A 14,222-nucleotide genomic window follows, 5' to 3' on the forward strand; every position below is an offset into this window, starting at 1 on the left:
CAGTTCAAATGTGGGAGCGGGCTTGCTCGCGAAGGGGGCCTGACAGTCAATATTGATGTCGCCTGACACACCGCTTTCGCGAGCAAGCCCGCTCCCACAGGGTTCCGTGTCGTTCTTACTGATGTGTGTAAAACAATAAAAGGTGCAGCCATGCCCGCTATCCGAATTGGCATCAACCCGATCTCCTGGAGCAACGACGACCTGCCGTCCCTCGGTGGCGAGACGCCGTTGAGCACCGCCCTCGGCGAAGGCAAGGAAATCGGTTACGAAGGTTTCGAACTCAACGGTAAATTTCCCAAGGACGCCAAGGGCGTCGGCGACGTACTGCGGCCTTACGATCTGGCGCTAGTCTCCGGTTGGTACTCCAGTCGCCTGGCCCGCCGCTCGGTGGCCGAGGAAATCGACGCCATCGGCAGTCATGTCGAGCTGCTGGCCAGGAACGGTGCCAAGGTGCTGGTTTACGGAGAAGTTGCTGACTCGATCCAGGGGCAATGCATTCCACTGGTGGAGCGCCCGCGCTTCCACACTGAACAGGCCTGGCAGGAATACGCCGACAAGCTCACCGAGCTGGCGCGTTTCACCCTGTCCCAGGGCGTGCGTCTGGCCTATCACCACCACATGGGCGCTTACGTCGAGTCCCCGGCGGACATCGACAAACTGATGGCGTTGACCGGCAGCGAAGTCGGCCTGCTGTTCGATTCGGGCCATTGTTACATGGGCGGCGGCGAACCCTTGCAGGTGCTGCGCAAACACATCGAACGCATCTGCCACGTGCATTTCAAGGACGTGCGCAAACCGGTGGTGCAGCTGGCGCGCAACAATCTGTGGAGCTTCCCGGACTGCATCATCAATGGCACCTTCACCGTGCCCGGCGATGGTGATATCGACTTCGGTTCATTGCTCGACGTGCTGCTGGCCGCCGATTACCACGGCTGGCTGGTGGTCGAAGCCGAGCAGGATCCGGCGGTGGCGCCGAGTTATGTCTACGCGAAAAAAGGCTACGACACCTTGCGTGCGTTGCTCGACGAGAGGATCGCGTCATGAGCCTGCTGGTCAAAAGCAACGCCCGCGGCCGCACCATGGTCGAGTTGGGCAAAGGTGAACTGGAATATGTAGGCTTCGCCGCGTACCGCTTGAGCCTGGGCGAAACCTTGCCGGTCTCTGCGGGCAATAAAGAACTGTGCCTGGTGCTGCTCAGCGGCCGGGTCAGCATCAAGGGCGAAGCGCCGGGGCAGGGCGCGTTCGACTGGGACAACATAGGTGATCGCCAATCTGTGTTCGAAGACAAATCACCCTTCGCCGCGTACTTGCCGCCGGGCAGTCAGGCGCAAGTGGTCGCGCTCAGCGATGTGCAAATTGTTGTATGCGCCGCGCCCGGTTCGACGAGCAACGGCCTCGGCCCCCGCCTGATCAAACCCGACACGATGAAGCGCAGCGTGCGCGGCAAGGGCGCCAACACCCGTTACGTCTGCGACATCCTGCCGGACACCGAGCCGGCCCATTCACTGCTGGTGGTCGAAGTGCGCACGCCCTCCGGACACTCCTCGAGCTATCCGCCACACAAGCACGACACTGACGACCTGCCGCACCAGAGCTTTCTCGAAGAAACCTATTACCACCAGATCAACCCGCCCCAGGGCTTCGTGTTCCAGCGGGTGTACACCGACGATCGCAGCATCGATCAGGCCATGGCCGTGGAAAACAGCGACCTGGTGGTCGTGCCCAAGGGTTATCACCCGGTCAGTGTGCCGTACGGCTACGAGTCGTATTACCTGAACGTGATGGCCGGCCCGAAACGCGTCTGGCAGTTCCATAACGATCCGCAGCACAGCTGGCTGCTGGATCTCTGAATTCCAACGTCCGAATTCCACTATCTACACGGAGAACAATAACGATGAGCGACGCCCAGGTTGTAGGCCATTACATAGACGGTCAGGTGCAAGACACCGGCAGTGAGCGGTTCAGCAATGTCTTCAACCCGGCCACCGGCAGTGTGCAGGCACGAGTCGGGCTGGCCAGCGAGAAGACCGTGGACGCGGCAGTTGCATCGGCCCTCAAAGCCTTTCCAGCCTGGTCCGAGCAATCGTCCCTGCGGCGTTCGCGGGTGATGTTCAAGTTCAAGGAATTGCTCGACCGCCATCACGATGAACTGGCAGAAATCATCAGCCGCGAACACGGCAAGGTGTTTTCCGACGCCAAGGGCGAAGTCACCCGTGGCATCGAAATCGTCGAATACGCCTGCGGTGCGCCGAACCTGTTGAAAACCGAATTCAGCGACAACATCGGCGGCGGCATCGACAACTGGAATCTGCGCCAGCCGCTGGGTGTTTGTGCCGGAGTTACACCGTTCAACTTCCCGGTGATGGTGCCGCTGTGGATGATCCCGCTGGCGCTGGTTACCGGTAACTGCTTCATCCTCAAGCCGTCCGAACGCGATCCGTCCGCGAGTTTGTTGATGGCGCGGTTGCTGACTGAAGCCGGTCTGCCGGATGGAGTGTTCAACGTGGTGCAGGGCGACAAGGCTGCGGTCGATGCGCTGCTGCAACACCCGGACATCGAAGCGATTTCCTTTGTCGGTTCGACGCCGATCGCCGAGTACATCCACCAGCAGGCCACCTCGCGGGGCAAGCGGGTGCAGGCCCTGGGCGGGGCGAAAAACCACATGATCGTCATGCCCGATGCAGATCTGGATCAAGCCGCTGATGCCTTGATTGGGGCGGCGTACGGCTCGGCCGGTGAGCGTTGCATGGCGATCTCGATTGCTGTGGCGGTCGGCGATGTCGGCGACCGGTTGATTGCCAAACTGCTGCCGCGCATTGATCAGCTCAAGGTCGGTAACGGCCTGCAGGGTGACACCGACATGGGGCCGTTGGTCACCGCGGAGCACAAGGCCAAGGTTGAAGGTTTTATCGACGAAGGCGTGGCGCAGGGCGCACAGCTGATTGTCGACGGTCGCAACTTCAAGGTGCCGGGGGCCGAGAATGGTTTCTTTGTCGGCGCGACGCTGTTCGATAACGTCACGACGGAGATGAGCATCTATCAGCAGGAAATCTTCGGCCCGGTGCTGGGCATCGTCCGTGTCCCTGACTTCGCCAGCGCCGTTGCTTTGATCAACTCCCATGAGTTCGGCAACGGTGTGTCGTGTTTCACCAGCGACGGCGGGATTGCCCGCGCCTTCGCCCGCACCATCAAGGTCGGCATGGTCGGTATCAACGTGCCGATTCCGGTGCCCATGGCCTGGCATTCGTTCGGTGGCTGGAAACGCTCGCTGTTCGGCGACCACCATGCCTACGGCGAAGAAGGTATCCGCTTCTACAGTCGCTACAAAAGCGTGATGCAACGCTGGCCCGACAGTATCGCCAAGGGCCCTGAATTCAGTATGCCAACAGCCAAATAATTCACTTGTGCGGAGAACAAAAATAATGAGCAAACCCCTGCGTTTCGCCTTGAACCGTATGGTCGCCCCACGTTTGTCCCTGCCCGCGTTCATCGAGTTGGCGGTGACCCTCAAGGCTGACGCCATCGAGATCCGCAACGACCTTAAAGGTGTGGAGATCGAAGACGGCACCGCACCCGAACGCGTGCGTGAGTTGTGCGCTGCCAAAGGCATCACCGTGCTGTCGATCAACGCGCTATATCCGTTTGATGTCTGGAGTGACGAGCGCCGGGCACAAGCCCTGAAGCTCGCCGCTTATGCCCGTGATTGCGGCGCGCAGGGGTTGGTCATGTGCCCGTTGAATGACCGCGCTGATCCTCGAACCGAGGCGCAGCGTGCTTCCGGGCTGCGTACGGCACTGAGTGAACTGGCGCCGATCCTGCGCGATCACGGCATCCTCGGTTTCATCGAACCACTGGGTTTCGAAGAGTGCTCGCTGCGCCGCAAACGCACGGCGGTGGACTCGATCAAGGCCATCGGCGGGCTGGATGTGTTCCGTTTGGTTCACGACACCTTTCACCATCACCTGGCCGGCGAGCAAGAGTTCTTCGCTGAGCTGACCGGACTGGTGCACATTTCCGGGGTAGAAGATGCCGAAGCGCCACTGGCGAGCATTCGCGACGGCCATCGGGTGCTGGTGGGCGAAGGCGACATTCTCGGCAATGCGGCGCAGATCGACACCTTGCTCACTACCGGCTACAGCGGCTACCTGTCGTTCGAACCGTTCGCCGACAGCGTGCATGGGCTGGCGGATATCGAACAGGCGATCGGCGCGAGCATGGATCACCTGCAGAAGTCCCTGGCCTGACATCGTTCGTCATCCTGATGGAGATCCAATGTGGGAGCGGGCTTGCTCGCGAATGCGGCGGCACATTCAATGGTTAAGTCGCCTGACACACCGCTTTCGCGAGCAAGCCCGCTCCCACAGGGACCGATTTTCACAGCACATACCGGATTTGGCTTCAAAGGAAGGTGCAAGCATGACCACAACAAGACTGACCATGGCCCAGGCCCTGGTGAAATTCCTCGACAACCAATACATCGAGGTTGATGGCGTTCAAAGTAAATTCGTCGCCGGGATCTTTACCATCTTCGGCCACGGCAACGTGCTGGGCCTGGGCCAGGCTCTGGAGCAGGACAGTGGTGACCTGATCGTCCATCAGGGCCGCAATGAGCAAGGCATGGCCCACGCGGCTATCGGTTTCGCCAAGCAGCATCTGCGGCGCAAGATCTACGCCTGTACTTCATCCGTGGGGCCCGGCGCGGCGAACATGCTGACCGCTGCCGCCACCGCGACAGCCAACCGCATTCCATTGCTGTTGTTGCCCGGTGATGTCTACGCCTGTCGTCAACCGGACCCGGTGCTGCAACAGATCGAGCAGTTCCACGACCTGAGCATCAGCACCAACGATGCGTTCAAGGCTGTCAGCAAATACTGGGACCGCATCAACCGTCCCGAGCAACTGATGACGGCGGCGATCCACGCCATGCGTGTGCTCACTGATCCTGCGGAAACCGGCGCCGTGACCCTGGCCCTGCCGCAAGACGTGCAGGCCGAGGCGTACGACTATCCCGATTACTTCCTGCAAAAACGCGTGCACCGAATCGAACGACGTCCGGCCACCGAAGCGATGCTGGGTGATGCGCTGGCGCTGTTCAAAGGCAAGCGCAAACCGCTGATCATTTGCGGCGGCGGGGTCAAGTACTCTGGCGCCAACTCCGCGTTGCAGGCGTTCGCCGAGCGCTTCGATATTCCCTTCGCCGAAACCCAGGCTGGCAAGAGTGCGGTGGCGTCCAGCCATCCGCTGAATGTTGGTGGTATCGGCGAAACCGGTTGCCTGGCGGCTAACCTCTTGGCCAAGGACGCTGATTTGATCATCGGAGTCGGCACTCGCTACAGCGATTTCACCACCGCCTCGAAATCCTTGTTCAAACACCCTGAGGTGCAATTCCTCAACCTCAATATCAGCCCCTGCGATGCCCTGAAACTCGACGGCGTGCAATTACTGGCGGACGCCAGAACCGGTTTGTCGGCGCTGGCCAAAGCGCTGGGTGATTATCGCTCGAGCTGGGGCGATCAACCCCGTCAGGCCAAGGCACAACTGGATGAGGAAGTCGATCGCCTCTATCAGGTCGAATACCAGACCCAGGACTTCGTCCCGGAAATCAACGACCACATGGACCCGGCAGTACTGCGCGAATTCATCGAGCTGACCGGCTCCTGCCTGACCCAGAGCCGGGTGCTCGGTGTGCTCAATGAAACCCTGGCCGATGACGCGGTGATCGTCGCTGCCGCCGGCAGCTTGCCTGGCGACTTGCAGCGCAGCTGGCGCAGCAAAGGCGTGAACACCTACCACGTCGAGTACGGCTATTCCTGCATGGGTTACGAGGTCAACGCCGCGCTGGGCGTGAAGCTCGCAGAGCCGGATCGTGAGGTCTATGCGCTGGTGGGCGACGGCTCCTACATGATGCTGCACTCGGAGCTGGCGACCTCGATTCAGGAGCGGCGCAAGATCAACGTGGTGCTGCTCGACAACATGACCTTTGGCTGCATCAACAACCTGCAGATGGAACACGGCATGGACAGCTTCGGCACCGAGTTCCGCTTCCGCAACCCGCAAACCGGCAAGCTCGATGGCGGCTTTGTGCCGGTGGATTTCGCCATGAGCGCGGCGGCCTATGGCTGCAAGACTTACAAAGTGAACACCGTTGAAGAGCTGAAGGCTGCACTGGCGGATGCGCGCTTGCAGACGGTTTCGACGCTGATCGATATCAAGGTTTTGCCCAAGACAATGATTCACAAATACCTGTCGTGGTGGCGGGTCGGTGTGGCGCAGGTTTCCACCAGTGCCTGTACCGATGCGGTGGCCAAGACCCTGAACGAACGACTGGCCAAGGCCCGTCAATACTGATTGCCCTGAAACCAATAAACAGGAGTTGTTATATGTCTTTGCTCTCTAATTCGTTGCGGGTTGGCGTCATCGGCACCGGGGCCATCGGCCAGGACCACATTCGTCGTTGCAGCCAGACCTTGCTCAACAGCCAGGTCGTCGCGGTTACCGACATCAATTTGCAGCAAGCGGCCAAGGTCGTTTCCGATCTCAAGCTGACCGCCGAGGTCTATCCCGACGGTCACGCCCTGATCAATGCACCGGAAGTCGAGGCAATCCTCGTTACCTCCTGGGGGCCGAGCCACGAAGAGTTCGTGCTGGCAGCGATTGCCGCCGGTAAGCCGGTGTTCTGCGAGAAGCCACTGGCGGTCACTGCCGAAGGCTGCCGCAAGATCGTCGAAGCCGAAGTGGCTCACGGCAAGCGGCTGGTACAGGTCGGTTTCATGCGTCCGTACGACGAGGGTTATCGGGCGCTGAAGTCAGTGATCGACAGCGGCCAGATCGGCGAGCCGTTGATGCTGCATTGCGCCCACCGCAACCCGACCGTGGGCGAGAACTACAAGACCGACATGGCGATCACCGACACCCTGATCCATGAGCTGGATGTGCTGCGCTGGTTGCTCGATGACGACTACGTATCGGTACAGGTGGTGTTCCCGCGCAAGACCAGCAAGGCCCACGCCCATTTGAAAGACCCGCAGATCGTGTTGCTGGAAACCGCCAAGGGCACGCGCATCGATGTGGAAGTGTTCGTCAACTGCCAGTACGGCTACGACATCCAGTGCGAAGTGGTGGGGGAGACCGGCATCGCCAAACTGCCGGAACCGTCCCAGGTGCAGTTGCGCAGCGGCGCGAAGTTGTCCAATGCGATTCTGATGGACTGGAAGGACCGGTTCATCGCGGCGTATGACGTTGAGCTACAGGCGTTCATAGACGGCGTGCGCGCCGGGCAGGTTGGCGGGCCTTCGGCATGGGATGGTTTCGCAGCGGCGGTGGCGGCCGATGCGTGCATCGAGGCGCAGAACAGCGGGCAGATCGTAAAAGTCGGCCTGCCAGAGCGCCCACACTTCTACGGTTAATCCGTACCCAATGTGGGAGCGGGCTTGCTCGCGAAGACGGTTACACAGTCAGCATCAATGTTGCCTGACACACCGCTTTCGCGAGCAAGCCCGCTCCCACAGGATTGGTGTCCGAGCTTGGGTCCTGGTTAAGGAGAACAACAATATGCGTATCGCACTAGATCCCTACATGTACCGCACCCTGTCCCTGGGCAAGATGGTCGACAAAGTCGCCGAACTCGGCTACGAACACATCGAGTTGTCGCCCCGGGAGGATTTCCTGCCGTTCTACAAAGCCCCGCGGGTCGACAAGGCGCGGATCAAGGAGTTTCGCAAAGCCCTGAGCGATACCGGGGTCAAACTCTCGTCCTTATTACCGATGTACCACTGGGCCGCCGCCGACGAAGGCCTGCGCATGGCCGCCGTCCGCAACTGGAAGCGCGCGATCCAGATTGCCGTGGAGATGGACTGCCAGCTAGTCAACACCGAGTTCACCGGCCAGTCGGACAACCCGCTGGTGTGCGAGAACCAGTTCATGCGCTCCATGGATGAACTGATTCCGGAGTTCGAACGCGAAGGCATCAAACTCGACATCCAGGCGCACCCTTACGATTTCTGCGAGCGCAACAACGAGTCGGTGGACATCATTCGCGGACTGGATCGCGACTGGATCAACTACCTCTACGCGGCGCCGCACACCTTCTTCTATGACGATGGCGTCGGCGACATCGCCTCGATGCTCAAGTACGCCGGCTCCAAGCTAAGCCACCTGATCATCGCCGACACCTACAACCACAAGGCGTCTTCGGGCTTGCGCTACATCGTCAACCCGCCGGGCGTCACCGCCACCGTGCACCAGCATCTGGACATCGGCCAGGGCGAGGTCAATTGGGACGCGTTCTTCGGCACCTTGCGCGAGATCAAGTTCGATGGCATCGCCACCGTCTCGGTGTTCGCCTGGGAGGACCGGCCGGACGAGTCCAACCGGATGATGCTCGAACGCGTGACCCGCGAACTCTGCCAATAACCGACCTTACACAAAACCTGTGGGAGCGGGCTTGCTCGCGAAGACGGCGGCACATTCAACATTGATGTCGCCTGACATATTGCCTTCGCGAGCAAGCCCGCTCCCACAAGGTCCGTGTATATCCGGTAATTAACTATAAGGAGAATGTTTTCATGCGCATCGGACTTGTCGGATACGGCCATGGCGGCCGGTTTTTCCATGCTCCACTGATCAGCAGTTTGCCGGGTGCGACCTTCGTTGGTGTGGTTACCCGTTCAACGGAGCGGCGCCAGTTGCTGGCGGCAGAACACCCCGGCGTGCCGGCCTTCGACAGCATCGGTCAACTGGTCGAAATCGGGGTCGATGTGCTGGTAGTGTCCACACCGCTCAAAGGCCGCCCGGCGCTGGTGCTCGACGCTATCGAACACAATGTGGCAGTGGTCAGCGACAAGCCGTTCGCCGCTGACGCGCAACAGGCGCAAACCCTGATCACCATGGCCGAGCGCCAGGGTGTGCAACTGAGCGTCTACCAGAACCGGCGCTGGGACTCGGACTTCCTCACGGTGCGCAAACTCATCGAGTCCGGGGCGCTGGGCCAGGTCACCCGTTTTGAATCGCGGATCGAGCGTTATTCGCCACAGTCGGTGAACAACGGCAGTGGCGGTGGTTTCCTGCGGGATCTGGGCAGCCATCTGGTGGATCAGGCGCTGCTGTTGTTCGGCCCCGTCATCCGGGTTTACGCCGAGCTGGATTACCTCGAAAAAGGCCAGTCCTTCGACAACGGCTTCTTCATGTCCCTGACCCATGCCAACGGCGTGACCTCGCACCTGGGCGGCAGTTGCCTGCAAAACACCCCCGGCCCGCGCTTTCGTGTGACCGGCACTCGGGGCTGCTACAGCGTCGACGGTCTGGACGGGCAGGAGGCGTTGGCTCTCGCCGGGCTCACACCGAAATCCGAAGGTGAACGCTGGGGCGTGGAAGAGCATCGCCGCTGGGGCTGGTTCGAACAGGGCGAGGAGCGCGAAAGGGTTCCCTCCGAGCGCGGTTGCTGGAATCAGTTCTATTTACAGCTGCAAGCCGCATTGCAGAGCGGTGGCCCACTGCCTGTGGAGGCCCGTGATGCACTGGCGACTACCCGCGTGCTAGACGCTGCGCGACTGAGTTTCGAGCGCCATCAAGTGGTGCAATTGACCCCGTTCGAGAGTCATGGAACAAAATCAGAATAAAATTCTAAAATGAGTTGATGTGGAAAATATTTTCCAATAAAGTCATTTCCAGCGAGCTGCCTCGCACCCGGTTCCAACTCTTTTCCCGCTTGTCCGCTTACTGAAAATCGTCACGCCTTATCCATAAAACCAACAAGAATGTGGAGAAAGACTTTTCATGAAGACCAAGATCCGTTTCGCCTCACTCGCCTTGTCCCTGATGTTCGCCAGCGGCGCTGCACTCGCTGACATGAAGATCGGCGTCAGCATGTCGCAGTTCGATGACACCTGGCTGACCTACCTGCGTCAGTCCATGGACACCAAAGCCAAGTCCTATCCCGATGGCGTCAAGCTACAGTTCGAAGACGCGCGCAGCGACGTGGTCAGGCAGTTGAGCCAGGTAGAAAGCTTCATCAGTCAGAAGGTCGACGCCATTGTAGTCAACCCTGTGGATACCGCCGCCACCAAAAAAATCACCGAATCGGCGGTCAAGGCCGGCATTCCGCTGGTGTACGTCAACCGCCGTCCCGATGACCTGAACCTGCCCAAAGGCGTGGTCACTGTCGCCTCCAACGATCTGGAAGCCGGTCAGATGCAGATGCAATACCTGGCCGACAAAATGGGTGGCAAGGGTGACATCGTGATCCTGCTGGGCGACCTGGCGAACAACTCCACCACCAACCGTACCAAGGGTGTCAAAGAGGTCTTGGCCAAATACCCGAACATCAAGATCGAGCAAGAGCAAACAGGCATCTGGTTGAGGGACAAGGGCATGACCCTGGTCAACGACTGGCTGACCCAGGGCCGCAAGTTCGACGCGGTCGTCTCCAACAACGACGAGATGGCGATTGGCGCCGCGATGGCCCTGCAACAGGCCGGAGTGGAAAAGGGCAGCATCCTGATCGCCGGTGTCGACGGTACGCCTGACGGTTTGAACGCGGTGAAGAAGGGCTCTCTGGTCGTCTCGGTGTTCCAGGACGCCAAGGGGCAGGCAGACGGTTCGATCGAGACGGCAGTGAAAATGGCCAAAAACGAGCCGGTCGAACCGGCCGTGTGGGTGCCGTATCGCTTGATCACGCTGCAAAACGTTGACCAGTTCAAATAGTCCGTCCGTTCAATAACAACAATAAACACGCAAGGTGGCAACTGCGACCTTGCTGATGGAGTACCTGATCATGTTCGCTTCAGCGACTGCTTCGAGCACCCCGTTGATGGGTGTCCAGCCAACCGCAACACCTGTCGATGAGCCGTACCTGTTGGAAATCGTCAACGTCAGCAAGGGTTTCCCCGGGGTGGTGGCCTTGTCCGACGTACAGCTGCGGGTACGCCCCGGTTCCGTGTTGGCCCTGATGGGCGAGAACGGCGCGGGCAAATCCACCTTGATGAAAATCATCGCCGGCATCTACCAGCCGGACGCCGGCGAACTGCGCCTGCGGGGCAAGCCGGTGGTCTTCGAAACGCCCCTGGCGGCGCTGCAGGCCGGGATCGCGATGATCCATCAGGAGCTCAACCTGATGCCGCACATGAGCATCGCCGAGAACATCTGGATCGGCCGTGAGCAGCTCAACGGTTTCCACATGATCGACCATCGGGAAATGCACCGTTGCACGGCGAAGCTGTTGGAGCGCCTACGCATCAACCTTGATCCGGAAGAACAGGTCGGCAACCTGAGCATCGCCGAACGGCAGATGGTCGAGATTGCCAAGGCGGTGTCCTACGATTCCGACATCCTGATCATGGACGAACCGACCTCGGCCATCACCGACAAGGAAGTCGCCCACCTGTTTTCGATCATTGCCGACCTCAAGAGCCAGGGCAAAGGCATCATCTACATCACCCACAAAATGAATGAAGTGTTCAGCATCGCCGACGAAGTGGCAGTGTTCCGCGACGGCGCCTACATCGGCCTGCAACGGGCCGACAGCATGGACGGCGACAGCCTGATTTCGATGATGGTCGGGCGTGAACTTAGCCAGTTGTTCCCGGTGCGCGAGACGCCGATCGGCGAGCTGCTGCTGTCGGTGCGCGACCTCAAGCTCGATGGCATTTTCAAGGACGTGTCCTTCGATCTGCATTCCGGCGAGATCCTCGGCATTGCCGGGTTGATGGGCTCGGGGCGGACTAACGTCGCCGAGGCGATCTTTGGCATCACCCCGAGCGACGGTGGCGAGATTCGCCTCGACGGTGAAGTGGTGCGCATTACCGATCCGCACATGGCCATCGAGAAGGGCTTCGCCCTGTTGACCGAGGATCGCAAGCTCAGCGGCCTGTTCCCGTGTCTGTCGGTGCTGGAGAACATGGAAATGGCGGTGCTGCCGCACTTCGCCGGCCACGGTTTCATCCAGCAAAAAGCCCTGCGCGCCCTGTGCGAAGACATGTGCAAGAAGCTGCGGGTGAAAACCCCGTCGCTCGAGCAATGCATCGACACGCTTTCAGGCGGTAATCAGCAGAAGGCATTGTTGGCGCGCTGGCTGATGACCAATCCACGAATCCTGATTCTCGACGAGCCGACTCGCGGCATCGATGTCGGCGCCAAGGCCGAGATCTACCGGCTTATCTCCTACCTCGCCAGCGAAGGCATGGCGGTGATCATGATTTCCTCGGAGCTGCCGGAAGTACTCGGCATGAGTGATCGGGTCATGGTCATGCACGAGGGCGACCTGATGGGTACCCTCGACCGCAGTGAAGCGACTCAGGAGCGAGTGATGCAACTGGCCTCGGGCATGTCCGCGGTTCACTAATGCAAGGATGAACACAGTTTCTGTGGCGAGGGAGCTTGCTCCCGCTGGGCTGCGAAGCGGCCCCAAGGTCTCGGATTTACCGTCGAACTGGCGAGCGCTGCGCACTCGAGCGGGAGCAAGCTCCCTCGCCACATGGATTTCATTTGAAGGGTGAGTGGTTATGAACGCGATACTGGAAAACAAACCGGCAACGGCACCGGTCAAGAGTCGCCGGCGCTTTCCGACTGAACTGAGTATTTTCCTGGTGCTGATCGGCATCGGCCTGGTGTTCGAGGTGTTCGGCTGGATCGTGCGCGACCAGAGCTTCCTGATGAACTCTCAACGCCTGGTGCTGATGATCCTGCAAGTGTCGATAATCGGCCTGCTGGCCATCGGCGTGACCCAGGTGATCATCACCACTGGCATCGACCTCTCCTCAGGCTCGGTGCTGGCGTTGTCGGCAATGATTGCCGCCAGCCTGGCTCAGACCTCGGACTTCGCCCGTGCGGTGTTCCCGTCCCTGACTGATTTGCCGGTGTGGATTCCAGTGATTGTCGGGCTCGGCGTCGGGCTGCTGGCGGGGGCAATCAACGGCAGCATCATTGCGATCACCGGGATACCACCGTTCATTGCTACCTTGGGCATGATGGTCTCGGCCCGTGGCCTGGCACGGTACTACACCGAAGGCCAGCCGGTGAGCATGCTATCGGATTCCTACACGGCCATCGGTCACGGCGCGATGCCGGTGATCATTTTTCTGGTGGTGGCGGTGATCTTCCATATCGCGCTGCGTTACACCAAGTACGGAAAATACACCTACGCCATTGGCGGCAACATGCAGGCGGCGCGTACGTCCGGTATTAACGTCAAACGCCATCTGGTCATTGTCTACAGCATCGCCGGGTTGCTGGCGGGACTGGCGGGCGTGGTGGCTTCGGCCCGTGCCGCCACCGGGCAGGCCGGGATGGGCATGTCCTATGAACTGGATGCGATTGCCGCCGCGGTCATCGGCGGTACCAGCCTGGCGGGCGGGGTGGGGCGCATCACCGGCACGGTCATCGGTGCACTGATCCTTGGGGTGATGGCCAGCGGATTCACCTTCGTCGGGGTCGATGCCTACATCCAGGACATCATCAAAGGTTTGATCATTGTGGTCGCGGTGGTCATCGACCAATACCGCAACAAGCGCAAACTCAAGCGCTGAGTTTGACTGCAAACAGCGAGGGCCTGTTCTGGCTCTCGCTTCGCAATACCCCCCCATCATGCATTGAAATAAGCCTACAAACTGCTTGCCATCGATTCCAGGCTATCAACTGGGGGATCCGGCAGCACCGTTGGCGGGATCTCTGCCAGCAATCATCTGTTTAAGGCATTCACGTTCTTCAGTTCCGGGTAGCACTCAGGTCGTAGTCGCCTCCAGCACTATGATTCCCTCTGCGTTGAGTATTCTGATGTCGGCTTTTGCTTGACCGCGTTCATCGATGTCAGCGATGAGCCAGTGGCAAGTGATCTGTTCTCCCGCATACACCGGTCGTTTGAACGCGAGACTCATCCCCATTGCGCAAGCTGTCGAAACTTTCGAGACGGCGCTCCTGGAGATCCCGCAAGTGGTCGATGCCCAAGGGGTGTTCGGGGAGCCGGACTACCCGCTGCGCGTCATCACTCAGGGTTTGCCAGCCTTCCAACAGCTCAGCTATACGATGAGAGCCTTTCGACCTTACCCAACGTACAACGGTTGACCTCGACCCTCGTTATGAAACGGGTCATTCAGGACAGAGTTCTTCCTTTGTGATGGCGGTGGTAAACGCCAGAAATAGGGGGGCTTGTGACTAATGCCAGTCAGTTAAGCAATTTCAGCCGCGACACCCTTTGTAGCAGCTGCCGAGCCCGCGAGGCTGCGTTCGGC

11 protein-coding genes and 1 pseudogene are annotated in these 14,222 nt (G+C 59.9%); all 12 read left to right on the plus strand.

Annotated features, from left to right (window positions below; translation table 11 throughout):
- The first annotated feature begins 150 nt into the window (after nucleotides 1-150).
- Nucleotides 151-1,044 (plus strand): myo-inosose-2 dehydratase, encoded by an 894-nt coding sequence (iolE, locus tag PMI28_RS15420; protein ID WP_007986606.1) that lies wholly within the window; start codon nucleotides 151-153, stop codon nucleotides 1,042-1,044.
- A complete protein-coding gene (gene iolB, locus PMI28_RS15415; protein WP_007986609.1) occupies nucleotides 1,041-1,850 on the plus strand; it encodes a 5-deoxy-glucuronate isomerase in 810 nt (269 codons plus the stop codon). Before iolE ends, iolB begins: the two co-directional genes overlap by 4 nt.
- A 44-nt stretch (nucleotides 1,851-1,894) precedes the next feature.
- The gene (locus PMI28_RS15410; protein WP_007986612.1) at nucleotides 1,895-3,397 is read left to right on the plus strand and encodes a CoA-acylating methylmalonate-semialdehyde dehydrogenase; all 1,503 of its coding nucleotides are present in this window, start codon (nucleotides 1,895-1,897) and stop codon (nucleotides 3,395-3,397) included.
- Between the two features lie 25 nt (nucleotides 3,398-3,422).
- Nucleotides 3,423-4,244: a TIM barrel protein gene (locus PMI28_RS15405; protein ID WP_007986614.1), complete on the plus strand. Its 822-nt coding sequence runs from the start codon at nucleotides 3,423-3,425 to the stop codon at nucleotides 4,242-4,244.
- Nucleotides 4,245-4,416: 172 nt separating this feature from the next.
- Entirely contained in the window at nucleotides 4,417-6,348 is a 1,932-nt protein-coding gene (gene iolD / locus PMI28_RS15400) for a 3D-(3,5/4)-trihydroxycyclohexane-1,2-dione acylhydrolase (decyclizing) (protein WP_007986616.1), read from the plus strand.
- Nucleotides 6,349-6,380: 32 nt separating this feature from the next.
- Entirely contained in the window at nucleotides 6,381-7,406 is a 1,026-nt protein-coding gene (locus PMI28_RS15395) for a Gfo/Idh/MocA family protein (protein ID WP_007986618.1), read from the plus strand.
- Nucleotides 7,407-7,551: 145 nt separating this feature from the next.
- Nucleotides 7,552-8,412 carry a sugar phosphate isomerase/epimerase family protein gene (locus PMI28_RS15390; RefSeq protein ID WP_007986620.1) on the plus strand — a complete coding sequence of 287 codons (861 nt, stop codon included), beginning with the start codon at nucleotides 7,552-7,554 and terminating at the stop codon, nucleotides 8,410-8,412.
- Nucleotides 8,413-8,564: 152 nt separating this feature from the next.
- Nucleotides 8,565-9,617, plus strand: a complete 1,053-nt coding sequence (locus PMI28_RS15385) for a Gfo/Idh/MocA family protein (protein ID WP_007986622.1) — start codon at nucleotides 8,565-8,567, stop codon at nucleotides 9,615-9,617.
- A gap of 157 nt (nucleotides 9,618-9,774) precedes the next feature.
- A complete protein-coding gene (locus tag PMI28_RS15380) occupies nucleotides 9,775-10,701 on the plus strand; it encodes a sugar ABC transporter substrate-binding protein (protein ID WP_007986624.1) in 927 nt (308 codons plus the stop codon).
- Between the two features lie 70 nt (nucleotides 10,702-10,771).
- Nucleotides 10,772-12,337: a sugar ABC transporter ATP-binding protein gene (locus PMI28_RS15375; RefSeq protein WP_007986626.1), complete on the plus strand. Its 1,566-nt coding sequence runs from the start codon at nucleotides 10,772-10,774 to the stop codon at nucleotides 12,335-12,337.
- Nucleotides 12,338-12,497: 160 nt separating this feature from the next.
- On the plus strand, nucleotides 12,498-13,520 hold the full coding sequence (locus PMI28_RS15370; protein WP_007986627.1) for an ABC transporter permease: 1,023 nt from the start codon (nucleotides 12,498-12,500) through the stop codon (nucleotides 13,518-13,520).
- Nucleotides 13,521-13,878: 358 nt separating this feature from the next.
- Nucleotides 13,879-14,108, plus strand: a pseudogene (locus PMI28_RS0128495) (Lrp/AsnC ligand binding domain-containing protein); the annotation flags it as partial.
- Nucleotides 14,109-14,222: the final 114 nt, after the last annotated feature.

Source organism: Pseudomonas sp. GM48, assembly GCF_000282335.1.
Lineage (GTDB): Bacteria > Pseudomonadota > Gammaproteobacteria > Pseudomonadales > Pseudomonadaceae > Aquipseudomonas.

Excerpts from the sequence above, each read along its gene's own strand:
- iolE (WP_007986606.1), top strand. The coding sequence starts at position 151 with ATGCCCGCTATCCGAATTGGCATCAACCCGATCTCCTGGAGCAACGAC.
- iolB (WP_007986609.1), top strand. The coding sequence starts at position 1,041 with ATGAGCCTGCTGGTCAAAAGCAACGCCCGCGGCCGCACCATGGTCGAG.
- PMI28_RS15410 (WP_007986612.1), top strand. The coding sequence starts at position 1,895 with ATGAGCGACGCCCAGGTTGTAGGCCATTACATAGACGGTCAGGTGCAA.
- PMI28_RS15405 (WP_007986614.1), top strand. The coding sequence starts at position 3,423 with ATGAGCAAACCCCTGCGTTTCGCCTTGAACCGTATGGTCGCCCCACGT.
- iolD (WP_007986616.1), top strand. The coding sequence starts at position 4,417 with ATGACCACAACAAGACTGACCATGGCCCAGGCCCTGGTGAAATTCCTC.
- PMI28_RS15395 (WP_007986618.1), top strand. The coding sequence starts at position 6,381 with ATGTCTTTGCTCTCTAATTCGTTGCGGGTTGGCGTCATCGGCACCGGG.
- PMI28_RS15390 (WP_007986620.1), top strand. The coding sequence starts at position 7,552 with ATGCGTATCGCACTAGATCCCTACATGTACCGCACCCTGTCCCTGGGC.
- PMI28_RS15385 (WP_007986622.1), top strand. The coding sequence starts at position 8,565 with ATGCGCATCGGACTTGTCGGATACGGCCATGGCGGCCGGTTTTTCCAT.
- PMI28_RS15380 (WP_007986624.1), top strand. The coding sequence starts at position 9,775 with ATGAAGACCAAGATCCGTTTCGCCTCACTCGCCTTGTCCCTGATGTTC.
- PMI28_RS15375 (WP_007986626.1), top strand. The coding sequence starts at position 10,772 with ATGTTCGCTTCAGCGACTGCTTCGAGCACCCCGTTGATGGGTGTCCAG.
- PMI28_RS15370 (WP_007986627.1), top strand. The coding sequence starts at position 12,498 with ATGAACGCGATACTGGAAAACAAACCGGCAACGGCACCGGTCAAGAGT.